We start from the raw sequence: 23,838 nt of genomic DNA on the forward strand, positions 1-23,838 counted from the left end.
GAGCTCGGTCGCACCGGGGGTGGAGAAAACTCCACCCCTCACTCGGACGCCAGCGCCAATGCACTTCGCGCCGGTCGAAAATAGAGTCCAGGCATGGACACCGCAACCACTCCCGCAGGCCGCGGACGCATCGGACCGCTCACGGTGGTCGGTGCCCTCTGGTCGCCCGCCACCTGGCGGGCCCTCACGCATCTCGTCACCGGCGGCGCCATCGGCCTGGTCGCCTTCGGCGCGCTCTTCACCCTGTTCATCGCAGGCATTGCCGGCGCGCCTTCGATCATCGTGCCGCTCGTCGCCGGATCGGTGATCCTGACGCTGAACAACGCGCTCACCGTCCTCCAGCGCTCACGCCACCGCGCCTACCTCCACCTGGACCTGCCCGAGGGCGGGCTGCCGCTGCGATTCTCCATCAACCCCCGCAAGCTGCTCGAGCAATTCGGCGACCGCAAGACATGGTCGCGCCTCGCCTACCACTCGATCGGCTCGGTCGCCGGGCCCATCGCCGCCACGATCGCGGTCACCGCCTGGGTGGTCGGCCTGTCCCTGCTCGCCGCGCCGCTCTTCCCCATCGACGGCCCAACCGAGTGGAACCCGTTCGCCTTCAGCGCGATCGGCATCGTCGTCCTGCTGGCCGCCCCCTGGACCACCCGAGGGCTGGCCGCGATCGACGGACTCATGGCGACTCGGATGCTCGGAACCAGTCGCAGCGACGAACTCGAACGGCGCATCACCCACCTTGCCGCCAGCCGCGATTCCACCGTGGACGCCGCTGACGCCGAACGCCGGCGCATCGAGCGCGACCTCCACGACGGCGCGCAGCAGCGCATCACGGCCCTGGCCATCAATCTCGGCATCGCCAGATCCACCCTCACCGACCTGCCCGAGGAGGGGCGGCGCGCGCTGGCCGGGGCGCACGAGGAGGCCCTCCAGGCGATGGAGGAGTTGCGCGACCTGGTGCGGGGCCTGCATCCGGCGGTGCTGGAGGACCGGGGGCTCGACGCGGCACTGTCGGCGGTCGCGGCCCGCTCGCCGGTGCCGGTCCGGGTCAAGGTCGACGTGCCCGGCTCCCGGCCTCCCCGGGACGTCGAAACCGTGGCCTATTTCATGGTCTCGGAGGCACTGACCAATGTGGCCCGGCATTCGGGCGCCACCAAGGCCACAGTGGATGTATCGCAACGCGGATCAGTCCTGCACCTCGTCATCGCCGATGACGGGAACGGCGGTGCCGATCCGGGCGGCGGCACCGGGCTGCGGGGCCTGGCCGACCGGGTGCGCTCGGTCGATGGGACATTCCACCTCCACAGCCCCGAAGGCGGGCCCACCACGATCGAAGCGGAGCTGCCATGCGCGTCGTAATCGCCGAAGACTCGGTCCTGCTGCGGGAGGGCCTGGCCCGCCTCATGGAGCTGGGCGGTATGGAGGTCATCGACACCGTCGGTGACGCGGAGGCGCTGCTCCGCTCGGTCGAACGGGACTGCCCCGACCTGGTGGTCGCGGACGTGCGGATGCCTCCCGACCAGAGCGACGAGGGGGTGCGGGCCGCGCTCCTCTTGCGCCGCAGCCACCCCGACCTGGCGATTCTGATGCTGTCGCAGTACGTCGAGGAGCGTTACGCCGTCGAGCTGCTGACCGGCGAGACGCGCGGCATCGGCTACCTGCTCAAGGATCGCGTCGCCAGGGTCGACGAATTCCTGGACACCCTCAAGCGGGTGGTCGAGGGCGGCACCGCGCTCGACCCGGAGGTCGTCTCGCAGCTGCTGGTCCGCCGGCAGAGCAGCGAGCTCGACACCCTGACACCCCGCGAGTGGGAGGTCCTGACGCACATGGCCGAGGGCCACTCCAATGGCGAGATCGGACGACTGCTGTTCCTGAGCGACGGCGCCGTCTCGAAACACATCAGCTCGATCTTCACCAAGCTCGGACTCCCGCCCAACGACACCCACAACCGCAGAGTGCTCGCGATCCTGAAGTACCTGCGTGAGAACGGAAAGGACTGAACGATGACGACCCTGGAGAACTCCTCGCCGTCCGAATCTGTCCCCGAGAGGAAGTCCGGCCCCCGCGCCTGGATGATTTGGGGCGGGGTCTTGACCGCCGTGGTCCTGCTGGTCGCATTGGTGTTCGGTGCCGTGTGGGCCTGGTCTTCGCTCAGTCCCGAGGAGACCGACTCGCACAGCCAGACTTACCCCGGTCCGGTCTCCGGAATCGACCTGGAAGTCGAAGTGGGGAACGTGTATCTGACCGCGAGCGAAGGCCCCGATCTGGAGGTCGAGCGCGAGATGGTCTGGAAGGGCCCGGAACTCGACGTCAGCGAGCAGTACCGCTCGGACGGCGTCTTCGAGGCCGATGCCGACTGTGGCAATCCTCCGCTCTCCTGGTTCCGCGGCGACAAGTGCAGGATTGATTACGAGCTCGCTCTGCCGCCGGGGGCTTCCGCCAAGGCCCGCACCGCGGTCGCCGACGTCAATGCGGACGGCCTCGACGGGGAGATCGATCTGCGCTCCGATGTCGGCAGCATCGACGCCCAGCACCTGAGCGCCACCGCCACCTCGGTCGAGACCAGCGTCGGCGATGTCCACCTCGAATACGACCAGGTGCTCGGCGACATCGATGTCACCGCCAACGTCGGCAATGTGGTGATCGTGGTCCCCAATGACGGCACCACCTACGCGGTCGACTACCAGGGCGACGTCGGCGATGACGACGTCAATATCGCCACCGACGCGCGAGAGCAGGCCGACTACACCATCACCGTGGAGGCCAACGTCGGCAACCTCGAAGTCCGCTACGCCTAGTCGAGCATCCGATATGGACGATCCGGGGTGCTCGACCGAGCGCCCCGGATCATCGGTCTCCCAAGATCGGAACCGCCCTTAAAGGCCGGGGTCTCGGTTCCACGTCCAGGCGTAGTTCGTGTCTTCCACGTTCAGGGCCGGCTCGCACAGCTCCAAGGGCCGGAACGTGTCCACCATGACCGCCAGCTCGTCGAGGTAGTCGGCGCCGATGGACCGCTCCGGCGCGCCCGGCTGCGGCCCGTGCGTGAACCCCGAGGGGTGCAGCGAGATCGAGCCCTGCTCGATGCCCGAACCGCGCCTCGCCTCGTAGTTCCCGCCGCAGTAGAACATCACCTCGTCGGAGTCCACATTGTGGTGGTTGTAGGGCACCGGGATCGCGTCCGGGTGGTAGTCCACCTTCCGCGGCACGAAGTTGCAGATCACGAAGTTCGGGCCCTGGAAGACCTGGTGCGCCGGAGGCGGCTGGTGGATGCGCCCGGTGATCGGCTCGAAGTCGTGGACCGAGAAAACCCACGGATACAGGCACCCGTCCCAGCCGACCACGTCGAACGGGTGGTGCGCGTACGTGAACTTCGTCCAGATCGTGGCGCTGCCCCGGCCCCGGTGCTGGACGTACACCTCGACGTTCTCCCCGTCGACCAGCAGCGGCTCGGCCGGGCTGCGCAGATCGCGTTCGCAGTACGGCGAGTGCTCCAGGAACTGGCCCCGCGCCGACAGGTAGCGCTTCGGCGGAGTGATGTGACCGCTGGACTCGACCACCAGGGTCCGCAACGGGGCCTCGCCGTGGGGGACGATCCGGTAGATCGTGGACATCGGCATGATGAGGTAGTCGCCCGGTCCAATGTCGATCGACCCGAACGAGGTCTCGACGTGGGCGGCGCCGTCCTCGACGTAGATGCACTCGTCGCCGATCGCATTGCGGTACAGCGGCGAAGGGCGGTCGGCGATCGTATAGGATATACGACAGTCCGCGTTCGACAGCAGATGGTCGCGGCCGAGGATCGGGTCCCCCGCGCCGTCCAATTTGTGGGTGCGGAAGTGGCGCGGCGCCAGCGGATGGTTCGGGACCGGCTCGGCCCGCTCCGGCTGGTGGATGACGCTGGAGCTGATCGCCGTGGGTCGGAACCGGTGGTACAGCAGCGAGGAATCCGAGGAGAACCCCTCCTGGCCCATGAGTTCTTCGGAGTACAGGCTCCCGTCGGGTTGACGGAACTGGGTATGGCGTTTGTCGGGGATCTGCCCGACCGAACGGTAGAACGGCATCGTGACTCCCTTGTCGGATGCGGCGAGGTATAAACCCGAGGATAGTCATCGGGGCGTTCCGTATCGACAACTCCGCCCCGCCGCTCTACGCTCTTGGCATGGCCGATGCGATACCCGCGGCGCTGCGGGGCCTGATCGACGACGCGGCGGTGTTCCCGCCCGGCAATGCCGCCCTGGAGGACGCCGTCCCAGCTCACCGCGGGTATCGCGCGTCCTGGTACGCGCCGATCGTGGGCCCGCTGCTGGTCCCCGCGAGCCGGGCGGCCGATCTGAATCCGGGGCGCTCCGACCTGGACATCGGCCTCATTGTCGACATCGAGCCCGAACGGGTCGAAGCGGCCGTAGCGGCACTCGCAGGCCGGGCGCGCGTCGTCCAGTTCGAGAGCCGCGCGGCCCTCGACTCACCCGATATCGCCCGCTCTTGGAGTTCGCGCGTCTTCGCCGAGATCCCCATCGGCGACGAGAACGCGCTCGACGCGGCCGCCGAATACGGCTTCGCGCCGAAGTTCCGCACCGGCGGACTCGTCGCGGAGGCCTTTCCGACGCCCGAGGGGCTGGCCGGCGCGATCGCGGGATGTGCGCGGCGCGGGCTGCGGTTCAAGCTCACCGCCGGACTGCACCACGCGATCCGCCGCCGCGACCCCGAGACCGGATTCACCCACCATGGATTCCTCAATGTCCTGGTCGCGTCCGGTGAGGCCGCGAGCGGCGCGGACATCGACTCGGTGGCTAGGCAACTGGCCTCCACCGACGCGGCCGACCTGGCCCAGCGGGCCCGCACGCTCCTCGACTGGCCGCGTCCGCTGTGGACCGCATACGGTTCGTGCAGCATCGACGAGCCCGTCGCGGACCTGATCGAATTGAAACTCCTGGAGAGAGGCGCAGCCGCATCATGACTTGGGTCGAGGGAGCCGAAGGCGGACCGTTCGGGGTCCACCACCTGCCGTACGGAATCTTCTCCACCGCGAAGGACCCGACGCCGAGGGTCGGCACCCGGATCGGCGACCAGGTCCTGGACCTGCGAAAACTCGCATCCGGCACGTTCTTCCTGCCCTGGATCCGCCCGGCGTTCCAGGAGCACAGCCTCGGCCCGTTCATGGCGATGGGACCGCCGGCCTGGCGGCTGGTGCGCCTCCAACTGGTCGAACTGCTTTCGGACCTGCGCTACCGCGACCAGTCGGAGACGTTGCTGACGCCCGCCGCGAAGGCGCGGATGCACCTGCCGTTCGAGGTCGCGGACTATGTGGACTTCTACGCCTCGGAGTACCACGCGACGATGATGGGCCGGCTGCTGCGGCCCGGCGCGGAGCCGTTGCTGCCCAACTGGAAGCGGCTGCCGGTCGGCTATCACGGCCGGGCCGGGACCGTGGTCGGATCGGGCACGCCGATCCTGCGGCCGAGCGGGCAGCGCAAGGAGCCGGACGGCGAGATCACCTACGGGCCGAGCCGCCGACTCGACATCGAGGCCGAGGTCGGCTTCGTGGTCGGCGTGGCCAGCGACCAGGGTTCGCCGGTGAGTGTGGACGACTTCGCCGAGCACGTGTTCGGTGCGGTGCTGGTCAACGACTGGTCGGCGCGGGACTTGCAGGCGTGGGAGGGGCAGCCGCTGGGGCCGTTCCTGGCCAAGTCGTTCGCGACGTCGATCGGGCAGTGGGTGACGCCGCTGGAGGCGCTGGCCGAGGCGCGGGTGGCCGCGCCGGTGCAGGATCCGGAGCCGCTCGGGTACCTGCGCGAGAAGGACCGCTACGGCTTCGACCTGTCGATGTCGGTGTCCTGGAATGGAACCGAGGTGTCGAAGCCGCCGTTCAAGGAGATGTACTGGACGCCCGCGCAGATGCTGGCGCATATGACGGCGAACGGGGCCTCCTTGCGAACGGGCGACCTGTTCGCGTCGGGCACGGTCTCGGGGCCGGTGCGCGAGCAGCGGGGGAGCTTCATGGAACTGAGCGCGGGTGGAACCGAGCCGATCGACCTGGGAGACGGGCGGGAGCGGACGTTCCTGGAGGACGGCGACACGGTCCGGATCGGTGCGACGGCTCCGGGGCCGGACGGCACGGTTGTCGGCCTGGCTGAAGTGACCGGCAAGGTGGAAGGCCGTCCCTAACCCCCACCCACCCAAAGGGGAAGTTCGCGGTCTGCCCGCCCCAATCGTGACGCGGGGGTCCGACAGGAAACGGGATGGAGACACCCCGGGCGACTGAGGTTCACCGGATCGGGTGACCTCGACGTTGGTTTACCGGATCACGTGAGCCCGACGTTGGTTCACCGAATTGCGTGACCTCAGAGTTGGTTCACCGGATCGCGAGAGTTCAACGTTGATCGCGGGCGGCCTCGCCCACCAGCGGCAAGGTCCGGTACGGGATCTGCTCGGCCAGGGCGATGACCGTCGTCGCGTGGATGACCCCCTCGCTCGCCAGGACCCGGTCGATCACGCTCTGCAGCTCGGCGTTCGTCCTGGCCACGATCCGGCACAGCAGGTCACCCTGCCCCGTGACCGTATGCGCCTCAAGCACCTCCGGGATGCGGCCCAGGTGCTGCGCCACGCTGAAGTGGCCCACCGCCTGCCGCAGCTCCAGCGTCACGAACGCCATCACCGGGTAACCCAGCGCCGCCGGGTCCACGTTCGGCCCGAAACCCCGGATCACCCCGCGCTCGGCCAGCTTGTCCAGCCGCGCCTGCACCGTCCCGCGCGCCACCCCCAGCCGCCGCGAGCACTCCAGCACCCCGATCCGCGGCTCCGCCTCCAAGAGCTCGATGAGCCGCGCGTCGAGACCGTCAATTCCCGCTTCACTGGTCATATTGCATAGCTTAACGCCCGATATGCAGGACGGTTTGAGCACTCTGCCCAAACTTTCCGGCACTCCTTGCCTAGATACGGCTCCTGCTCAATGATCAAGGTCATAGACCCCAGTGATCCTGAGGAGCAGTCATGGTCGACATCGCGAACGAAACCCAACTGGTCGGAGCCGTGGAGCACGACATCCGCGAGGACGTCTTCCCCATCAAGGGCTGGGACCACGTCCGCTTCTACGTCGGCAACGCCCGCCAGGCCGCCCACTACTACTCCACCGCCTTCGGCATGACCTGCTTCGCCTATCGCGGGCCCGAGCAGGGCTACCGCGAGCACGCCGAATACGCGCTGAAGTCCGGCGGCGTCACCTTCGTCCTCACCGGCGGCGTCACCGCCGACTCTGAGGCCACCCGCCACTACGCCGCCCACGGCGACGGCGTCATCGAGGTCGCCCTCGAGGTGCCCGATGTGGACGCCAACTACGAGTACGCGATCAAGCAGGGCGCCATAGCGATCACCGAGCCGCACGACGTCACCGACGAGCACGGCACGGTCCGCACCGCCGTCATCGGCACCTACGGCGAGACCCGCAACGTCCTCATCGACAGGTCGGGGTACGACGGCCCGTTCCTGCCCGGCTTCGCCGCCCGCCGGCCGCTCGTCGCCCCGGCACCGAAGCGCAACTTCCAGGCCATCGACCACATCGTCGGCAATGTCGAAGAGGGCAGGATGCGCGAGTGGGTCGGCTACTACGAGCGCGTCATGGGCTTCACCAATATCGTCGAGTTCGTGGACGACGCCATCGCCACCGAGTACTCCGCGCTCATGAGCAAGGTCGTCGCCAACGGGACCCGCAAGGTCAAGTTCCCGATCAACGAGCCCGCGCCGGGCAAGAAGAAGTCCCAGATCGACGAGTACCTGGAGTTCTACGGCGGCCCCGGCGTCCAGCACATCGCGCTGGCCACCAGCGACATCCTCGCCGCCGTGGACAATATGCGCGCGGCCGGGGTGGACTTCCTGGAGGCCCCCGACGCCTACTACGAGGACCCGGAGCTGAAGGCGCGCATCGGGGAGGTCCGCGTCCCGATCGCGGAACTCCAGCAGCGCCGCGTCCTGGTCGACCGCGACGAGGACGGGTACATGCTCCAGATCTTCACCAAGCCGCAACAGGATCGGCCTACGGTGTTCTACGAGATCATCGAGCGCCACGGCTCGCTCAGTTTCGGCAAGGGCAACTTCAAGGCGCTGTTCGAGGCCTTGGAGAAGGAGCAGGCCAAGCGCGGCAACCTGTGACAGAGGCGGAGAACATGCACGCACCTCGCGGAAGTGACCTGCACTGCCGCACCTGGCAGGCCGAGGCGGCCTACCGGATGCTCCAGAACAACCTCGATCCCGCGGTCGCCGAGCGCCCCGACGACCTGGTCGTCTACGGCGGCACCGGCAAGGCCGCCCGCTCCAAGGAAGACCTGCGAGCGATCCTGCGGACCCTCATCACCCTGGCCGAAGACGAGACCCTGCTGGTCCAGTCCGGCCGCGCCGTCGGCGTCATGCGCACCCATGAGTGGGCCCCGCGCGTGCTCATCGCCAATTCGAACCTGGTGGGAGAGTGGGCCAACTGGCCCGAGTTCCGCCGGCTCGAATCGCTGGGGCTCACCATGTTCGGGCAGATGACGGCCGGTTCATGGATCTACATCGGGACCCAGGGCATCCTGCAGGGGACGTACGAGACGTTCGCCGCCGTCGCCGCCAAGCTGGCTGTTAAGAGGCACAGCGGGGGTTCTTTGCGCGGCACCTTGACGCTGACGGCCGGTTGCGGCGGCATGGGCGGGGCCCAACCGCTGGCGGTCACCATGAACGACGGCGTCTGCCTCATCGTCGACGTCGACCCCGATCGTCTCCGCCGCCGGGTCGCCGACCGCTATCTCGACACGGTCGCCGCCGACCTGGATGACGCCCTCGCACAGGCCCTGGCCGCCAAGGCGAGCGGCGAGGCGAAGTCGATCGGCCTGGTCGGCAATGCCGCCACCGTCCTCCCCGAGATCCTGCGCCGCGGCACCGAAGTGGACATCGTCACCGACCAGACCTCCGCCCACGACCCGCTCTCCTACGTCCCCGCCGGGGTCGCATACACCGATGCCCCGGCCCTGGCGAGCGCCGACCCCGAGGACTACACCGAGCGCGCCCGCGCCTCGATGGCCGCGCACGTCGAAGCCATGGTCGGCTTCCTCGACGCGGGCGCCGAGGTCTTCGACTACGGCAACTCCATCCGCGGCGAGGCCCTCGCCGGGGGCTGCAAGCGCGCCTTCGCCTTCCCCGGCTTCGTCCCCGCCTACATCCGGCCCCTCTTCTGTGAGGGCAAGGGTCCCTTCCGGTGGGCCGCGCTCTCGGGCGACCCGGCCGACATCGCCCGCACCGACGAGGCCGTCCTCGACCTGTTCCCCGAGAACGAGTCCCTGACCCGCTGGATCAACCTGGCCCGCGAGCGCGTCGCCTTCCAGGGCCTGCCGGCCCGGATCTGCTGGCTCGGGCACGGCGAGAGGGACCGCGCCGGCGCCCGCTTCAATGAGCTCGTGGCCGATGGGACCCTCAAGGCGCCCATCGTGATCGGCCGCGACCACCTGGACACCGGCTCGGTCGCCAGCCCCTACCGCGAGACCGAGGGCATGAAGGACGGATCCGACGCCATCGCCGACTGGCCCCTGCTCAACGCCCTCGTCAACACCGCGTCGGGCGCCAGCTGGGTCTCGATCCACCAGGGCGGCGGCGTCGGCATGGGCCGGTCCATCCACGCCGGTCAGGTCACCGTCGCCGACGGCACCGCCCTCGCCGCCCGGAAACTCGAACGCGTCCTGTCCAACGACCCCGCGATGGGCGTGATCCGCCACGCAGATGCCGGATATGCAGATGCGGCGCGCGTGGCCGAGGATCATGGAATCCGGATTCCGGTCAACGAGGCATAGCGGAGCTGGGGACGCATGGACGCATCGACTTTCAGGCGAATGTGGGACGAGCTCTTGCCCGTCGGACGGACCGAGAACGGCTACGTTCGTCACTCGTGGACGGACGCGGACCAGTCCTGCCGCAACTGGTTCCGGGGCCAGGCCGAGGCCAGGGACATGGCCGTCGAGACCGACCGGAACGGGAACCTCTACGCCTGGTGGGGGCCGCGCCGCTCCCGCGGCGCGATCCTGACGGGCAGCCACTTCGACTCGGTGCCCCACGGCGGCGCCTACGACGGCCCGCTCGGCATCGTCTCGGCGTTCCTGGCCGTCGACGCTCTCCGCGAACGCGACGCGACGCTGCAACGCCCGATCGGGATCGCCGCGTTCACCGAGGAGGAGGGCGGGCGCTTCGGCGTCCCCTGCCTGGGCACCCGCCTCATGACCGGTGCGCTCGACCCCGATCGGGCCCGGAAACTCACCGACGCCTCCGGCATCACGCTCGCCGAGGCGATGGAAGCCGCGGGCGTCGACCCCGGTGGTCTCGGTCCCGACCCCGAACGGCTCGAACGGCTCGGCGCGTTCGTCGAACTCCACATTGAACAGGGCCGCGCCCTGGAGGCCGACGGCGACGCGGTCGGCGTCGCCAGCGCGATCTGGCCGCACGGGCGCTGGCGCCTGACCTTCACCGGCGAGGGCAACCACGCCGGGACCACGCTCTTTGCCGACCGGCGCGATCCGATGCTGACCTTCGCGTTCGCGGTCCTGGCGGCGCGCAAGGAGGCCCGTCTCGCGGGCGGGCTCGCCACGGTCGGCCGCGTCGAAGTCGATCCGGGCGCGACCAATGCGATCGCGAAGCGGGTGGACGCGTGGCTGGACGCCCGCGCTCCCGATGAGGCGACGCTGAATGAGATCGTCTCCGGCCTCGAATCCAAGGTGGGCGAACGGGCCGCCCGGGACGGCACCGGGTTCACCAGCCGGGCGGGGTCCGAGTCCCCGCTGGTCGGCTTCGACGAGGACCTGCGCGACCGGGTCGCCGCGCTCCTGGGTGGGGCGCCGGTCCTGCCGACCGGTGCCGGGCACGACGCCGGGGTGCTGGCCGCCCACGTTCCCACCGCGATGTTGTTCGTGCGCAACGAGACCGGCGTATCACACGCCCCGGCCGAGACCGCCGACGACGCCGACTGCGCCGCGGGCGTCGACGCGCTCGCCGCCGTACTCGGGGACCTCGCGTGCTGACCTACTGGGCCGAGTGGGCCTGGCTGCCGGCCGGCCCGGCCGCGTCGGTCGCCATCGACGTCTCAGGCGGACGCATCGAAGCGGTCCGGGTCGGCGTCGAGCGCGGGCACCACCTGCACACCGAGCACCTGCGCGGCATCGTCCTGCCCGGCTTCGCGAACGCCCACTCGCACGCCTTCCACCGCGCCCTGCGGGGCCGCACCTCCGACCATCATGGAGGCACGTTCTGGACGTGGCGCGAGGGCATGTACGACCTGGCCGGACGGCTCGATCCCGACTCGTACTACCGTCTCGCGCGGGGCGTCTACGCCGAGATGGCGCTCGCCGGGATCACCTGCGTGGGGGAGTTCCACTACCTCCACCACTCGCCCGGCGGCCACCCCTACGCCGACCCGAATGCCATGGGCCAGGCCCTGATCGCGGCCGCCGCCGACGCGGGCATCCGCATCACGTTGCTGGACACGCTGTACCTGGCGGGGGGTTTCGATCAACCGCTCGAAGACGGGCAACGCCGCTTCGGCGACGGCAGCCTGGAGGCCTGGTACAACCGCGTCGCCAAACTCACGGACGGCCCGGCGTCGCGCATCGGCGCCGCCGTCCACTCCGTGCGCGCGGTCCCCGACGACGCGATCGCGGCGTTCGCCTGCTCCACCGAGGGCCGCCCCGTCCACGTCCACCTCTCGGAGCAGCAAGCCGAGAACGCCGCCTGCCGCAGCGTCCACGGGTGCACGCCGACCGAGCTGTTGGAGCGGTGCGGTCTGCTCGGTCCCGACCTGACCGCCGTCCACGCCACCCATCTGGCCGGCCACGACATCGAACTGCTGCGCCGCTCGGGCACCACGGTGTGCCTGTGCCCCACCACCGAACGGGACCTGGCCGACGGGCTCGGGCCCGCCCGGGCGCTGGCCGAGACCGGGGTGCGGCTCTCGCTCGGCACCGACTCCAACGCCATTGTGGACATGTTCGAGGAGGCGAGAGCCGTCGAGATGCACGAGCGACTGGTATCCGAAAAACGCGGCCGGTTCGCCCCCGGCGAGCTGCTGACCGCGGCGACCCGACACGACAGCCTCGGCTGGACCGACGCCGGCGCCATCGCACCCGGCCGCCGCGCCGACCTCGTCGTCGTCGCACTCGGCACCGCCCGCACCGCCGGATCCGATCCGGCCGGCATCATCCACGCCGCCGGCGCACCCGACATCACCGACGTCCTGGTGGACGGACGCCGCATCGTCTCCGGAGGCCGCCACACCGCCATCGACGCCGGCGGCGAACTGGCCGCCGCAATAGAGGAGCTGAGCGCATGAGCGTGCTGGTCGACAATATCGGCGAACTCTTCACCGCCGGCCCTGACGGCATCCTCACCGATGCCGCGCTCGTCGCCGACGGCGACACCATCGCCTGGATCGGCCCCGCCGCCCAGGCGCCCGCCGCCGACCACCGCCTCGACGCCGCCGGCCGCGCCGTCATCCCCGGCTTCGTCGACAGCCACGCCCACCTCGTCTTCGCCGGTGACCGGACCGCCGAATTCGCCGCCCGCATGAGCGGCGAGCCCTACACCGGCGGCGGCATCCGCACCACCGTCGCCGCCACCCGGGCCGCCCCCGACGTCGAACTGTTCGCCACCACCGCCCGCCTGACCGCCGAGATGCTCCGGCAGGGCACGACCACCTGGGAGATCAAGTCCGGCTACGGACTCACCGTCGCCGACGAACTCCGCTCCCTGCGCATCGCGGGCGAGTTCACCGACGAGACCACCTTCCTCGGCGCGCACACCCTCCCGAGCGGCGCCGACCCCGACGCCTACGTCGCCCTCGTCTGCGGCGACATGCTGGATGCCTGTGCGCCGCACGCGAAATGGATCGACGTGTTCTGCGAACGGGGCGCCTTCGACGCCGATCAGGCCCGCCAGGTCCTCACCGCCGGAGCGAAGGCCGGGCTCGGCCTGCGCGTCCACGCGAACCAGCTCAGCGAGGGACCGGGAGTGGCCCTCGCGGTCGAACTCGGCGCTGCCTCGGCCGACCACTGCACCCACCTGAGCTGGAACGACATCGAAGCGCTCGCCGACGGCGACACGGTCGCGACCCTCCTGCCGGGCGTCGAGTTCTCCACCAGGTCCCCATACCCTCCCGCGCGCCGACTCATCGGCGCCGGGGCGAGCATCGCCCTCGCCACCGACTGCAATCCCGGCTCCTCGTACACCAGCAGCATGGCCTTCTGCATCGCGCTGGCCGTGCGGGAGATGGGCATGACCCCGGCGGAGGCCGTCACCGCCGCCACCGCGGGCGGCGCGAAGGCCCTGCGCCGCACCGATATCGGCGCCCTGATGCCGGGCACCCGGGCCGACCTGGTCGTCCTCGACGCCCCTTCGCACGCGCACCTGGCCTACCGGCCCGGGGTGCCACTGATCAAAGCCGTCATGCGTGCCGGCGCGGTGAGAACGGAGAACCCTTGACCACTGTCCACATAAAGCCCACCCCGGCGAGCCCCGAAGAGGTCGTCGCCGTCGCCCGCGACCGGGCGGAGGTCGTCATCGACGCCGAGGCGAGGGCGGCCATGGCCGCCAGCCGCGCCATCGTCGACGACATCGAACGCGACGGCCGCCCCGTCTACGGCGTCTCGACCGGATTCGGGGCGCTGGCCAGCACGTTCGTCGCCCCGGAGCGACGCGCGGAGCTTCAGCACGCCCTCATCCGCTCCCATGCGGCGGGCGTCGGCGACCCGATGCCGAAGGAGGTCGTGCGGGCGATGATGCTGCTGCGCCTCAGGTCCCTCGCGATGGGCAGGTCGGGTGTGCGCCCGGAGGTGGCGGACGCTCTCGCGGCGGTCCTGAACGCGGACATCACGCCGTGGGTGCCGGTCCACGGTTCGCTCGGGGCGTCGGGCGACCTGGCGCCGCTGGCGCATTGCGCGCTGGTGCTGCTGGGTGAGGGCTGGGTGCTGGAGGACGACGGAACGAGAGCACCGTCCGCGCCCGCTTTGGAACGGGCCGGCGTCACCCCGATCGAACTGGCCGCGAAGGAGGGCCTGTCGCTGATCAACGGCACCGACGGCATGCTCGGGATGCTCCTGCTCGCCGCGGAGGACGCCCGCCATCTGCTGACCATGGCCGATGTGACCGCCGCGCTGTCGATCGAGGCGATGCTCGGTTCGGACCGGCCCTTCATGCCCGAGCTGCACGAGATCCGGCCGCAGGTGGGCCAGGCCGCCAGCGCGGCCAATATCCACAAGCTCCTGCAGGACTCGGAGATCATGGACTCCCACCGCGAGGACCTGCTGCACGCGGTGCAGGACGCCTATTCGATGCGGTGCGCCCCGCAGGTGGCGGGCGCGGCCCGCGACGTGCTCGACTACGTGGTCCAGGTGGCCGACCGCGAATTGCTGTCCGTAGTGGACAACCCGGTGGTGCTGCCGGACGGACGCGTCGAGTCGACCGGCAATTTTCACGGCGCCCCATTGGGATACGCGGCGGATTTCCTGGCGATAGCGGCGGCCGACGTCGGCTCGATCTCCGAGCGGAGGGTGGACCGGCTGCTGGACGTGACCCGCTCCCGGGGCCTGCCCGCGTTCCTCAGTCCCGACCCGGGGGTGAACTCGGGGTTGATGATCGCCCAGTACACGGCGGCGGGGATCGTGGCCGAGAACCGGCGTCTGGCGGTGCCTGCGTCGGTGGACTCGGTGCCGACCTCGGGCATGCAGGAGGACCATGTGTCGATGGGCTGGTCGGCGGGCCGCAAGCTCCGCGAGGTCCTGGACAACCTGGGGAGCCTGCTGGCGGTGGAGCTGCTGGCCGCGGCGCGGGCCCTGCAACTGCGCGAACCGATGCGCCCCTCGCCGGCCGCGATGGTCGCGATAGCCGCGGTGGAGCGGATCGCCGACAAGCCGGGCCCCGACCAGTTCCTGTCCCCGGTCATCGAGCAGGTCCGGTCGCTGGTCACCGGCCGGGGTCTGCGGGCCGACATCGAGGCCGCCACCGGCCCGCTCCGTTGATATGGCGAATGCGCGGTTGATCAGCAGTCGGCTCCCGGGCATGCCACCGGGAGGTCGCAGGCCGCGGCAGTGTCAGCGAGACGCTTGTCGTAGGTGACGAAAGCGTCGAGGAACGCCTGCAGTTGCAGGGCGGCGGCCACATGGATCGCATCCAGTGAGCGCAATGTCGTCCCGGTTCCAAGACGACCGGCGGCATTGCACAGGTCCGGTGTGAGCCGAATGAGCGCCGTATGGTCGATCCAGGATTCGGCCGACCGCCAGGTGCGCTCGTCGGACCCGGCGGCGTGGAGGGCCCGCCGAAGCTCGGTGCGGGTGAGATCCGAAGTGATCGGTCTGGATTCGGCATGCTCGTCGAGCCATCTGTCGAAAGGGTCGGAGTGGGGTTCGGTGCGGAAGAGCTTGACTGCGGCGCTGGTATCGATGTAGGTCCACCGGATCACCGGTCGCCCTCGGCTTCCCTGAGCTCGATGACCTTCTCGGACAAGGAGCCGCCGGCAGTCGGTCGGCCGGAGGGCGGGAGCTCTTCCCGCATCTGAGCGTTGGTGTAGGTCTCGCTCAGGGCCCGGGGATCGAGGATGCCGGCCTCGATCGCGGCATTGAGTTGTTCTTCTGCCGGGTCCGGCGGAAGGATTCGGGCGATCGTCCGGCCGTGCCTCGTGATGTAGATCTGACCGCTGGCCGTTACGCGTTCCAGCACATCGCTGGTATGGCGCTGCAGGTCGCGCACGCTGACATGTGCGTTGTCGCCGCTCTGCCGTTGGGTATCCATGAGAACCATGCTAGAAGCATGTCAGACAATTTGCAAAGCGAATCGACAACACGCCGACGCTTGTCTGACATATGTCAGACAAACGTCGGCAGCGGAGTTGGGGTTGATCCTCAGCTGCGGGAGAATGGTCGAACAGGGACTTCTCCTGGGAGAGATCATGGCTGCAACGATGAGTGCTGGAGCCGCGGTGCACGAGTACTTCGCGGGCCAGGTCAAGGCGATGCGGAAGTTCAGGAAACCGGCATTGCGGGCCGATGAGGACGCGGTGCACCGGATGCGGGTCGCCACCCGGCGGCTGCGGTCGCTCCTGCTCTCATACGGGGATCTGTACGCCGAGATGCCGTTGCGCCGGAAGCGGTTGCGATGGCTGGCCGGGGTGCTCGGGGAGATCCGGGACCTGGAGGTGCTGCGGATGCGGTTCGCCGAGGAACTGGGGGACGACCGTCCCCTGTGGTTCCGGGAGTTGGCCGAAGCCGAGCGCCGCGCCTACGGGCGGCTCGATGCGGCGTTCGCCCGCAAGCGGTTCCGCCGCCTCATTCGCGCGGCCGAGCGGATGGCGAAGCACCCGCATTTCACGCTGGCGGCAGTGGGAGATTCGGAGGAGGTGCTGGCTCCCGTGGTCGCGTCCGCCGAGCGCGACCTGGAGGCGGCGTTCGCGGCCATCGCGGACGCGTCCGATCCCGACGCGGCCCGGCACGTCGCTCGCAAGGTCGCCAAGCGGACCCGCTACACCGCCGAGGCGGCCGCCGCGGCGCTCGGCGAGGAGGCCGAGGCGGTGGCGGCGCGGGCCAAGCGGCTCCAGACGGTGTGCGGCCACTACCAGGACTGCGTCGTCGCGATCGCCTACGTCGAGGCCCACGCCGACCCGGCCGATCCGACCCGGGACCAGGTCCTCGCCGCCGAGCATCGCCGGCGGGCCGAGGATCTGGAGGCCGTCGAGACCGCCCGCGCGGAGCTGGCCGCGGCCTGAGGCCTGCTGCGTCCCTACTGCGGCGCGGCGGTCGGCCCGGTGTTCCAGTCGGCGAGGGCCCGGCCCAGCGATCGCGATTGGAGGTACTGGACCTCGTCGTGGAAGAAGGGCGCGTCGATATCGTCCTCCACATCGAGGTCGACGCCCTTGAAACGTTCTGAGATCCCGCCGGGAGGCGAGGCGACCACGTCGCCGTGGTCGGCGATATTGACCCAGCGTCGCACCCCCGGCGGCTTGGCGCCCTTGCCCTCGACGGGCTCGGGTGTCAGGTGCGGGAAGATCATCGGCATCGCCAGCGGCGAACCGATCGTGATCAGCAACGGCAGGTCGGTCCGGTGGTGCCACAGCGCCTCGTAGGCCACGACCGAGCCGAGTGAGTGGGCGATGACGATATCGGCGCCCGCCAGGTCCGATCCGACCTTGTCCAGGACCTCGCCGCGGGGGACGAAGTCGCCCTCGTCGCGCATATAGGCCGCGACATCGGGAAAGAACACCCGCAGGAAGGCCAGCGAGGCGTCCTCGTTCCAGCCGAAGAGCTCGGCGAGTTTCGCGGCGGCCTCACGGGGCGCCCAGGAACCCTTGACCAAGGCGGGGTCGGGAGCCAGGAGCTCCAGAAATTCGCCGACGAGTTCGGCCACGTCGGGGTCGTCCTCGCGAGGACGCTGCCGCTCGCCCTCGCGGCGTTTGTCCGGCGGTTGCAGGAGGTGGGCGAAGTAGGCGATATCGAGATCGACTTGGGCTGGGGGCCAGGGCAGATGCTCGGAGGCATTGAGCGCGGCCTTCCACGCTGTGGCGATGCGATGGGCGGTGGCGGCGGCGGGACCGGGCGCGAATGCCCCGACCCCGTGGACGCCGACGATGTGGATCATGGCTGCTCCCGCGAAGATTGGGCGATACGCCCATTATGCGGGCGGAGAGCAAAAAACGGGGAACAGGGCGTGCGCCCCGTCCCCCGACCGAACAGTCGTTGAAAGGTGTTAGAGACCGGAGAGTTTCTGCCCGGCGCGGATGACGGCCATGCCGAGCCGGTCGCCGGGGCGGCGTCCAAGGCGCTCTATGGGACCGGACACCGAGATCGCGGCGACGACCCGGCCGGTCTTGTCCCGCACCGGAGCCGATACCGAGACGACGCCGGCCTCGCGCTCGGCCACGGACTGGGCGAAGCCCCGGCGGCGCACCTCGGCGAGGGTCTTGGACGAGAAGCGGCACTTGGGCAGCAGCGGCAGGATGCCTTCGGGCGGTTCCCAAGCCAGGAGCACCTGGGCGCCCGAACCGGCGGTCATCGGCAGCGCCGAACCGACCGGGACGGTGTCGCGCAGCCCCGAGGCGCGCTCGGCGGCGGCGACGCACACCCGCTCGTCGGCACGGCGCCGGTACAGCTGCGTCGACTCACCGGTCTGGTCCCGCAGGAGACTCAGCACCGGTTCGGCCGCGGACAGCAGGACGTCGGCCGTCGACCCGGCGAGCTCGCCGAGCTTCGGGCCGGGACGCCAGCGCCCTTCATGGTCGCGTTGCAGCATCTCGTGGGCCTCGAGGGCCTGGGCGAGGCGGTGGGCCGTGGCCCTGGGCAGACCCGTCTCGTGCACCAGCTCAGCCAGGCTGGCGCCGTTGGTGCACGCCGTGAGGATGAGCACCGCCTTGTCGAGGACGCCCACTCCGCTGATAGTATTCGTTCTCACGAGCTGAACATTACCTCCCAATATTCGAGAAGTCCAACGACTGGGAATAGAGATGTCACCTACACCACAAGACAACGGGGAAATGCGGCCGCGCACCCTGGCCGAGAAAGTCTGGGACGACCACGTCGTCCGATCCGATGGCGAGCAGCCCGACCTGCTCTACATCGACCTGCACCTGCTGCACGAGGTCACCAGCCCGCAGGCCTTCGACGGCCTGCGCCAGGCCGGTCGCAAGGTCCGCCGCACGGACCTCACCATCGCGACCGAAGACCACAACACGCCCACGGACAACCTGTTCACGATCGCGGACCCGACCAGCCGCAAGCAGATCGAGACGCTCCGCGCGAACTGCGAGGAGTTCGGCGTCCGGATCCACTCCCTAGGCGACAAGGACCAGGGCGTGGTTCACGTGGTGGGACCGCAACTGGGACTGACCCAACCGGGCATGACCGTCGTCTGCGGCGACTCCCACACCGCCACCCACGGCGCGTTCGGCTCGATCGCGTTCGGCATCGGCACCAGCGAGGTCGAGCACGTGCTCGCCACCCAGACGCTGATGCAGTCGAAGCCGAAGACGATGGCCGTCACCGTCAACGGGTCCCTGCCCGAGGGCGTCTCCGCCAAGGACCTCATCCTCAAGGTCATCTCGCTCACCGGCACCGGCGGCGGCAAGGGCCACATCGTCGAGTACCGCGGCCAGGCCATCGAAGAGCTGTCGATGGAAGGCCGCATGACGGTGTGCAACATGTCCATCGAGTGGGGCGCCAAGGCGGGCATGATCGCGCCCGACGAGAAGACCGCCGCGTACGTCAAGGGACGCCCCCACGCCCCCCAGGGCGAGGACTGGGACGCCGCCGTCGCGTACTGGAACACCCTCCAGACCGACGAGGACGCCGTCTTCGACAAGGAGATCGTCATCGACGCGGCCTCCTTGAGCCCGTTCGTCACCTGGGGCACCAACCCCGGCCAGGGCGTCGAGCTCGCCGGCACCGTCCCCGCGCCCGAGGACTACACCGACCCGGTCGACCGCACCGCCGCCGAGAACGCCCTCCACTACATGGGCCTCGAAGCCGGCACGCCGATGCGCGAGATCGACGTCGACGTCGTCTTCCTCGGCTCGTGCACCAACGGCCGCATCGAGGACCTCCGCGTCGCCGCCGAGGTCATCAAGGGCCGCAAGGTCGCCGACGGCATCAATATGATGGTCGTCCCCGGCTCGGCCCGCGTTCGCGACCAGGCCATGGAAGAGGGCCTGGACAAGGTCTTCACCGACGCCGGCGCAGACTGGCGCTTCGCCGGATGCTCGATGTGCCTGGGCATGAACCCGGACCAGCTCACGCCCGGCCAAAGGGCCGCCTCGACCTCGAACCGCAACTTCGAGGGGCGCCAAGGCAAGGGCGGACGCACCCACCTGGTGAGCCCGGCGGTCGCCGCGGCCACCGCCGTCACCGGCCACCTCGCCAGCCCGGCCGACCTGTAGGAGAGGAGCGGACATGGACAAGTTCACGACCCACACCGGGACCGTCGCCCCGCTGCGGCGTTCCAACGTCGACACCGACCAGATCATCCCGGCCGTCTACCTCAAGCGGGTCACCAAGACCGGCTTCGAGGACGCGCTGTTCGCCGAATGGCGCGAGGACAAGGACTTCCTGCTCAACCAGGACGTCTACTCGAACGCCACGATCCTGGTGGCCGGCACCGAGTTCGGTACCGGCTCCAGCCGCGAGCACGCCGTCTGGGCCCTGAAGGACTACGGCTTCAAGGTCGTCATCGCCCCGCGCTACGCGGACATCTTCCGCGGTAACTCCCTCAAGAACGGTCTGTTGACTGTGGAGCTGCCGACCGAGGCCGTCGAAGCGTTGTGGGCCTCCGCCGAAGCCGACCCGACGTTCGAGGTCACCGTCGACCTCGAAACGTGTGAAGTCCGTGCGGGAGAGCAGACCTGGAGCTTCGAATTCGACGCCTCCGGGCGGTGGCGCCTCATGGAGGGCCTCGACGACATCTCGCTGACCCTTGGCGACGAGGCCCGCATCGCGGCCTTCGAAACGAACCGGGACGCTTGGCGGCCTAGGACTCTGCCCGCCGCGGTCTGAGACACGCCCGGACCCGAAAACCAAATCGAACACGCCTGGTGCCGGTGGCCGAGCCACCGGCTCCAGGCGTGTTTGCGCCTGCCCCAACGGGGTTGCGAAGGTCGATTTGGGCCGTCCAAATAAAAATTCCATGCGACACAACGGGTCTATTTTCCCGGAAACAGTTGCGTTCGCTTTCGAAACGTCATAACGTGCGCTTAACGGCTGGTATAGCTAGACAACCTTATCGGGAGGGAAGGACTCGTGAACAAGGCAGAGTTCGTAGACCGGATTGCCGCACGTACTGGTGATCGCACCGCCGCGAAGGAAGTGGTGGATGTCGCGATCGACGAGATACAACGGGCGGTGGTGAAAGGGGAGAAGGTCTCCTTCGCCGGATTCGGAGTCTTCGAGAAGCGCCAACGGGCAGCACGTATGGCCCGCAACCCGCGTACCGGAGAAGCGGTCAAGGTGAAGAAGACCGTTGTCCCCGCGTTCCGTCCCGGAACCGGATTCAAGGAACTGGTGACCGGAAAGCGCAAGGCCGGTCGCGCCGCGACCGCCAAGAAGACCGCTCCGCCGGCCAAGAAGACGGCCGCGAAGAAGTCGACCAAGAAGGCGGCGAAGAAGACGACCAGGGCGGCGAGCACCGCGACCCGGTCGGTCGCCACCAAGCGCGTGGCAGGAACCAAGAAGGCGGCCAAGACGACCGCGAAGAAGGCGGCCGCTAAGAAGGCGCCGACCCGCAGGGCCGCCGCCACCAAGACCACGGCCAAGAAGGCCCCGGCGCGCAAGGCCGCCAAGAAGGGCCGCCGCTGACGTCCGCGGCCCACGCTACGGGCCGCGAACCGAGAAAAACAACGCACTCGCACGGGGAAGAGGGCATTCAGGATCCACCTGAATGCCCTCGGTTCATATCCGTGTACTCCCAGTCGGGCCACCGGGCCCGAAGCGGTCCGCTATCGCCCGTTTCCCCCGAGCAGCTCCGCGCAGAAGTCGTTGCCGAACTTCTCCTCTGGATCAATGCTTTCTCTCAGCCGTTCGAAGTCGCCCATTCGGGGATATTGCGAGCGGACTTCATCAATTGGAATTGAGAACAATTTTCCCCAATGGGGTCGCGGATCGAACGAAACGAGCGCGTCCTCCACCACTCGCAAGACCGGCTTAACCGTTTCATAGTCGCGCACCCACGTGAAGTGGAAGCCCACTGTGTCCCGTCCGTACGCGGGCGAAAGCCACAGATCGTCCGCCGCCATCGTGCGCACCTCGCAGATCTCCACGACCGGACCGAGCTTGTCCGACACGCCCCGCAGCGCCTCCAGCGCCGCCGGCGCATTCGACCGGTCGATCAGGAACTCCGACTGGAGCTCCTCGCCCACACTCGGCGTGAACTCGAACTTGAAGTGCGCCAAGCGCTCATGCCAGGAACCGGTCAGGCCCATCTGCGGCGTGCACGCCGCCGGATCCACACCCGGAATCGGGCGCCGCGGCCCGTCCGCCAGCGGCGCACCGAACCTCGACGCGGCCGGGAACGGCTGCGTCTGATCGACCGTGCGCTGCTTAGTCCAGTACTGGAACACCGGATCGATGCCCCAGGGTGTGAACAAACTCGTGGAGTACGCCGCCGATGTCAGATCGTCGAAGTTCGCCACCGCCGCGTCGAACGGCAGATCGTCGTACACGTACTGCCGCACCTCGAAGTCCGGCAGCAGGTCCAGCGTCACCGACCACACGACCCCCAACGCGCCCAGATGGACCACCGAACCGGGGAAGTCAGCGTCACCGCGCCTGACCGTGCGCAGCTCCCCGTCCGGGCCGATGAACTCCAGGGCCGCCACGGCCGTCGACAGGTTGCCGTTGCCGTCGCCCGAACCGTGCGTGCCGGTCGCGATCGACCCCGCCACCGAGATGTGGGGCAGGGACGCCAAGTTGTGCAGGGCGAAACCCGCCCGCTTGACCGCCTCGGACAGCGCCGCATAGGTGATCCAGCCCGACGCCCGCACCAGACGCGCCTCGGCGTCGACGCTCACCTCAGGCTCGATCCCGCTGAGCGAGACCATGACCGCCTCGGAGGCGGCGATCGAGTTGAACGAATGCCCCGAACCGAGCACGCGCAGACGCGAAGCGCCCGCAACGGTCTCACGGGTCTGGTCCAAACTTCCCGGTCGCACGAAGCGATCCGGGGTGAAGGCGATGTTCCCCGCCCAGTTGGTGAGCGCTGCGTCAGTGGGTGAAGTGGGTGCTTCCGGCACTGCTACCTCCTCGTAAGCGGTTACGGGAAGCAACGGTAGCGCGCACCCAGCACCCCCGGACGCCACCGAATCGGCTCCGACCGCATGCCGAGAACGGACATCTAGGGAAGCTTCAGACAGGTCCCCGCCGCACGAAGGCCAGCGGCCTAAAGGCGTTCGAGCCCGATGAGACGCTGGCCCGCCAGCGACAGCACCCAGCCCTCGCCCGCCCGCGTCGACACGTCCGCCGCAGCCAGGCCGTCCTCATCGGCGAGAATCGCGACGGTATCGCGAATCACCTCGGTCTCGGCGCACACGATCACCGCGCGCCCCGCCGCGGCCAGCTCCCGCAGCCGCGCACTCGAACGCTCCGGGTTGCGCCCGTGCGCATCGGTGTCGAACACCGAATCACCCGCCAGCCGGCAACCCACCGCCTGCGCCACCGGATCCACCGTCTGCACACTCGCCCGCCCGGTCGCACTGAACGCCAGCGACGGTTGATACAGCGCCGCCAGAGCCGCCAACCGCACCGCCTGATCGCGACCCGTCTCGCTCAACGGCCGCGTCACCGCCGGACCGTCATGGCCGGGCTCGACCTCGGCGGGAGCCACCAGCAGAATCGTCGACGTCACCGCGGGCAGGCGCGAGAACGCCTCGAGCGCTTCCTGATCGCGCGGCCGCTTCAAATGCTCCCTCGCCGCCTCGAGCTTGAACCAGCGCCGCTCGCCGATCTCGTCATCGGCGGTGAAACCCGCATCGGGCTTCTCGGTCCGCATGGTCCAGAAGTCCACGTACTTGCGGACATCGCCCGCGGGATTGGGGAGCACATACGTGGGGCGGCACAGCCACATCTGCGGGATGACCGGGATCCCGGTCTCCTCCTCGACCTCGCGGCAGGCGGCCGTCAGAGGATGCTCGCCGGGGTCGAGCTTGCCCTTGGGCAACGACCAGTTGCCGACCTTGGGCCGCCACACCGCGACCACCTCGACGCGGCCGTCATCGCCGCTCCGCCACAACACGCCGCCGGCGGCGGCAACCTGCTTCTGTGTCCCGCTCACGCTTAACAAGGTACTGGGGCAATGCCCCCCGAGGGAAGCCCCGAC

Annotated in this window: 23 protein-coding genes; 15 read left to right on the plus strand and 8 right to left on the minus strand. The window is 69.2% G+C overall.

Annotated features, from left to right (window positions below; genetic code table 11):
- The first annotated feature begins 93 nt into the window (after nucleotides 1–93).
- The 3 genes from FAB82_RS16770 to FAB82_RS16780 are packed head-to-tail and all read left to right on the plus strand — an operon-like array spanning nucleotide 94 to nucleotide 2,795.
- Nucleotides 94–1,356 (plus strand): sensor histidine kinase, encoded by a 1,263-nt coding sequence (locus tag FAB82_RS16770; protein WP_136535689.1) that lies wholly within the window; start codon nucleotides 94–96, stop codon nucleotides 1,354–1,356.
- Entirely contained in the window at nucleotides 1,344–1,997 is a 654-nt protein-coding gene (locus FAB82_RS16775; RefSeq protein ID WP_136535690.1) for a response regulator transcription factor, read from the plus strand. Before FAB82_RS16770 ends, FAB82_RS16775 begins: the two co-directional genes overlap by 13 nt.
- Before the next feature lie 3 nt (nucleotides 1,998–2,000).
- On the plus strand, nucleotides 2,001–2,795 hold the full coding sequence (locus FAB82_RS16780) for a DUF4097 family beta strand repeat-containing protein (RefSeq protein ID WP_136535691.1): 795 nt from the start codon (nucleotides 2,001–2,003) through the stop codon (nucleotides 2,793–2,795).
- A 78-nt stretch (nucleotides 2,796–2,873) separates the two neighbouring features.
- Here the strand turns inward: FAB82_RS16780 and FAB82_RS16785 are convergent, their stop codons facing one another.
- Nucleotides 2,874–4,058, minus strand: coding sequence for a homogentisate 1,2-dioxygenase (locus tag FAB82_RS16785; protein WP_136535692.1), 1,185 nt, complete (start codon nucleotides 4,056–4,058; stop codon nucleotides 2,874–2,876).
- 98 nt (nucleotides 4,059–4,156) lie between these two features.
- Between FAB82_RS16785 and FAB82_RS16790 the strand changes: the two genes are divergently transcribed.
- Nucleotides 4,157–4,954, plus strand: a complete 798-nt coding sequence (locus FAB82_RS16790) for a hypothetical protein (protein ID WP_136535693.1) — start codon at nucleotides 4,157–4,159, stop codon at nucleotides 4,952–4,954.
- A complete protein-coding gene (fahA, locus tag FAB82_RS16795; protein ID WP_136535694.1) occupies nucleotides 4,951–6,162 on the plus strand; it encodes a fumarylacetoacetase in 1,212 nt (403 codons plus the stop codon). The genes FAB82_RS16790 and fahA overlap by 4 nt, the downstream gene beginning before the upstream one ends.
- Nucleotides 6,163–6,367: 205 nt before the next feature.
- Here the strand turns inward: fahA and FAB82_RS16800 are convergent, their stop codons facing one another.
- A complete protein-coding gene (locus tag FAB82_RS16800; RefSeq protein WP_136535695.1) occupies nucleotides 6,368–6,856 on the minus strand; it encodes an Lrp/AsnC family transcriptional regulator in 489 nt (162 codons plus the stop codon).
- 131 nt (nucleotides 6,857–6,987) lie between these two features.
- Between FAB82_RS16800 and hppD the strand changes: the two genes are divergently transcribed.
- From hppD to hutH, 6 genes are read left to right on the plus strand one after another with little or no spacing between them, the layout of a single operon-like run.
- Entirely contained in the window at nucleotides 6,988–8,142 is a 1,155-nt protein-coding gene (hppD, locus tag FAB82_RS16805; protein ID WP_136535696.1) for a 4-hydroxyphenylpyruvate dioxygenase, read from the plus strand.
- 14 nt (nucleotides 8,143–8,156) lie between these two features.
- Nucleotides 8,157–9,809, plus strand: coding sequence for a urocanate hydratase (gene hutU / locus FAB82_RS16810; protein ID WP_246039682.1), 1,653 nt, complete (start codon nucleotides 8,157–8,159; stop codon nucleotides 9,807–9,809).
- Between the two features lie 15 nt (nucleotides 9,810–9,824).
- Entirely contained in the window at nucleotides 9,825–11,027 is a 1,203-nt protein-coding gene (locus tag FAB82_RS16815; protein ID WP_136535698.1) for an allantoate amidohydrolase, read from the plus strand.
- Complete coding sequence (locus FAB82_RS16820) at nucleotides 11,021–12,331, plus strand: formimidoylglutamate deiminase (RefSeq protein ID WP_136535699.1); 1,311 nt, start codon at nucleotides 11,021–11,023, stop codon at nucleotides 12,329–12,331. Before FAB82_RS16815 ends, FAB82_RS16820 begins: the two co-directional genes overlap by 7 nt.
- A complete protein-coding gene (gene hutI / locus FAB82_RS16825) occupies nucleotides 12,328–13,479 on the plus strand; it encodes an imidazolonepropionase (RefSeq protein WP_136535700.1) in 1,152 nt (383 codons plus the stop codon). Before FAB82_RS16820 ends, hutI begins: the two co-directional genes overlap by 4 nt.
- Nucleotides 13,476–15,014: a histidine ammonia-lyase gene (gene hutH / locus FAB82_RS16830; protein ID WP_136535701.1), complete on the plus strand. Its 1,539-nt coding sequence runs from the start codon at nucleotides 13,476–13,478 to the stop codon at nucleotides 15,012–15,014. Before hutI ends, hutH begins: the two co-directional genes overlap by 4 nt.
- Before the next feature lie 20 nt (nucleotides 15,015–15,034).
- Here the strand turns inward: hutH and FAB82_RS16835 are convergent, their stop codons facing one another.
- Nucleotides 15,035–15,454, minus strand: a complete 420-nt coding sequence (locus FAB82_RS16835) for a type II toxin-antitoxin system VapC family toxin (protein WP_136535702.1) — start codon at nucleotides 15,452–15,454, stop codon at nucleotides 15,035–15,037.
- Nucleotides 15,451–15,783 (minus strand): type II toxin-antitoxin system Phd/YefM family antitoxin, encoded by a 333-nt coding sequence (locus tag FAB82_RS16840; RefSeq protein ID WP_168801648.1) that lies wholly within the window; start codon nucleotides 15,781–15,783, stop codon nucleotides 15,451–15,453. The genes FAB82_RS16835 and FAB82_RS16840 overlap by 4 nt, the downstream gene beginning before the upstream one ends.
- 157 nt (nucleotides 15,784–15,940) lie before the next feature.
- On the opposite strand from FAB82_RS16840, the gene FAB82_RS16845 reads away from it, so the two are divergent.
- Nucleotides 15,941–16,753 (plus strand): CHAD domain-containing protein, encoded by an 813-nt coding sequence (locus FAB82_RS16845; RefSeq protein ID WP_168801649.1) that lies wholly within the window; start codon nucleotides 15,941–15,943, stop codon nucleotides 16,751–16,753.
- 14 nt (nucleotides 16,754–16,767) lie between these two features.
- Here FAB82_RS16845 and FAB82_RS16850 read toward each other — a convergent pair whose 3' ends face one another.
- Together FAB82_RS16850 and FAB82_RS16855 are read right to left on the minus strand one after the other, a co-directional pair.
- Entirely contained in the window at nucleotides 16,768–17,622 is an 855-nt protein-coding gene (locus FAB82_RS16850) for a hypothetical protein (protein WP_136535705.1), read from the minus strand.
- 108 nt (nucleotides 17,623–17,730) lie between these two features.
- Entirely contained in the window at nucleotides 17,731–18,417 is a 687-nt protein-coding gene (locus FAB82_RS16855) for an IclR family transcriptional regulator (RefSeq protein WP_136535725.1), read from the minus strand.
- A 97-nt stretch (nucleotides 18,418–18,514) separates the two neighbouring features.
- Between FAB82_RS16855 and leuC the strand changes: the two genes are divergently transcribed.
- The 3 genes from leuC (at nucleotide 18,515) to FAB82_RS16870 (ending at nucleotide 21,323) form a co-directional block, all read left to right on the plus strand.
- The gene (gene leuC, locus FAB82_RS16860; protein ID WP_136535706.1) at nucleotides 18,515–19,912 is read left to right on the plus strand and encodes a 3-isopropylmalate dehydratase large subunit; all 1,398 of its coding nucleotides are present in this window, start codon (nucleotides 18,515–18,517) and stop codon (nucleotides 19,910–19,912) included.
- A gap of 13 nt (nucleotides 19,913–19,925) precedes the next feature.
- Nucleotides 19,926–20,525 carry a 3-isopropylmalate dehydratase small subunit gene (leuD, locus tag FAB82_RS16865; protein WP_136535707.1) on the plus strand — a complete coding sequence of 200 codons (600 nt, stop codon included), beginning with the start codon at nucleotides 19,926–19,928 and terminating at the stop codon, nucleotides 20,523–20,525.
- Between the two features lie 243 nt (nucleotides 20,526–20,768).
- A complete protein-coding gene (locus FAB82_RS16870; RefSeq protein WP_136535708.1) occupies nucleotides 20,769–21,323 on the plus strand; it encodes an HU family DNA-binding protein in 555 nt (184 codons plus the stop codon).
- Nucleotides 21,324–21,463: 140 nt separating this feature from the next.
- Here the strand turns inward: FAB82_RS16870 and FAB82_RS16875 are convergent, their stop codons facing one another.
- Nucleotides 21,464–22,756 carry a D-arabinono-1,4-lactone oxidase gene (locus FAB82_RS16875; protein ID WP_136535709.1) on the minus strand — a complete coding sequence of 431 codons (1,293 nt, stop codon included), beginning with the start codon at nucleotides 22,754–22,756 and terminating at the stop codon, nucleotides 21,464–21,466.
- A gap of 146 nt (nucleotides 22,757–22,902) precedes the next feature.
- Nucleotides 22,903–23,793, minus strand: a complete 891-nt coding sequence (locus tag FAB82_RS16880) for an NUDIX hydrolase (RefSeq protein ID WP_168801650.1) — start codon at nucleotides 23,791–23,793, stop codon at nucleotides 22,903–22,905.
- Nucleotides 23,794–23,838 lie beyond the last annotated feature (45 nt).

Source organism: Glycomyces buryatensis (genome assembly GCF_004912275.1).
In the GTDB taxonomy this organism is placed as follows: Bacteria; Actinomycetota; Actinomycetes; order Mycobacteriales; family Micromonosporaceae; genus Glycomyces; species Glycomyces buryatensis.

Bases quoted from the DNA above. Each gene is read 5' to 3' on its own strand.
- FAB82_RS16790 (WP_136535693.1), top strand. From the start codon at position 4,157: ATGGCCGATGCGATACCCGCGGCGCTGCGGGGCCTGATCGACGACGCG.
- FAB82_RS16780 (WP_136535691.1), top strand. From the start codon at position 2,001: ATGACGACCCTGGAGAACTCCTCGCCGTCCGAATCTGTCCCCGAGAGG.
- FAB82_RS16770 (WP_136535689.1), top strand. From the start codon at position 94: ATGGACACCGCAACCACTCCCGCAGGCCGCGGACGCATCGGACCGCTC.
- FAB82_RS16815 (WP_136535698.1), top strand. From the start codon at position 9,825: ATGGACGCATCGACTTTCAGGCGAATGTGGGACGAGCTCTTGCCCGTC.
- hutU (WP_246039682.1), top strand. From the start codon at position 8,157: ATGCACGCACCTCGCGGAAGTGACCTGCACTGCCGCACCTGGCAGGCC.
- leuD (WP_136535707.1), top strand. From the start codon at position 19,926: ATGGACAAGTTCACGACCCACACCGGGACCGTCGCCCCGCTGCGGCGT.
- fahA (WP_136535694.1), top strand. From the start codon at position 4,951: ATGACTTGGGTCGAGGGAGCCGAAGGCGGACCGTTCGGGGTCCACCAC.
- FAB82_RS16800 (WP_136535695.1), bottom strand. From the start codon at position 6,856: ATGACCAGTGAAGCGGGAATTGACGGTCTCGACGCGCGGCTCATCGAG.
- FAB82_RS16775 (WP_136535690.1), top strand. From the start codon at position 1,344: ATGCGCGTCGTAATCGCCGAAGACTCGGTCCTGCTGCGGGAGGGCCTG.
- hutI (WP_136535700.1), top strand. From the start codon at position 12,328: ATGAGCGTGCTGGTCGACAATATCGGCGAACTCTTCACCGCCGGCCCT.
- FAB82_RS16840 (WP_168801648.1), bottom strand. From the start codon at position 15,783: ATGGATACCCAACGGCAGAGCGGCGACAACGCACATGTCAGCGTGCGC.
- FAB82_RS16785 (WP_136535692.1), bottom strand. From the start codon at position 4,058: ATGCCGTTCTACCGTTCGGTCGGGCAGATCCCCGACAAACGCCATACC.
- hppD (WP_136535696.1), top strand. From the start codon at position 6,988: ATGGTCGACATCGCGAACGAAACCCAACTGGTCGGAGCCGTGGAGCAC.
- FAB82_RS16845 (WP_168801649.1), top strand. From the start codon at position 15,941: ATGGCTGCAACGATGAGTGCTGGAGCCGCGGTGCACGAGTACTTCGCG.
- FAB82_RS16850 (WP_136535705.1), bottom strand. From the start codon at position 17,622: ATGATCCACATCGTCGGCGTCCACGGGGTCGGGGCATTCGCGCCCGGT.
- leuC (WP_136535706.1), top strand. From the start codon at position 18,515: ATGCGGCCGCGCACCCTGGCCGAGAAAGTCTGGGACGACCACGTCGTC.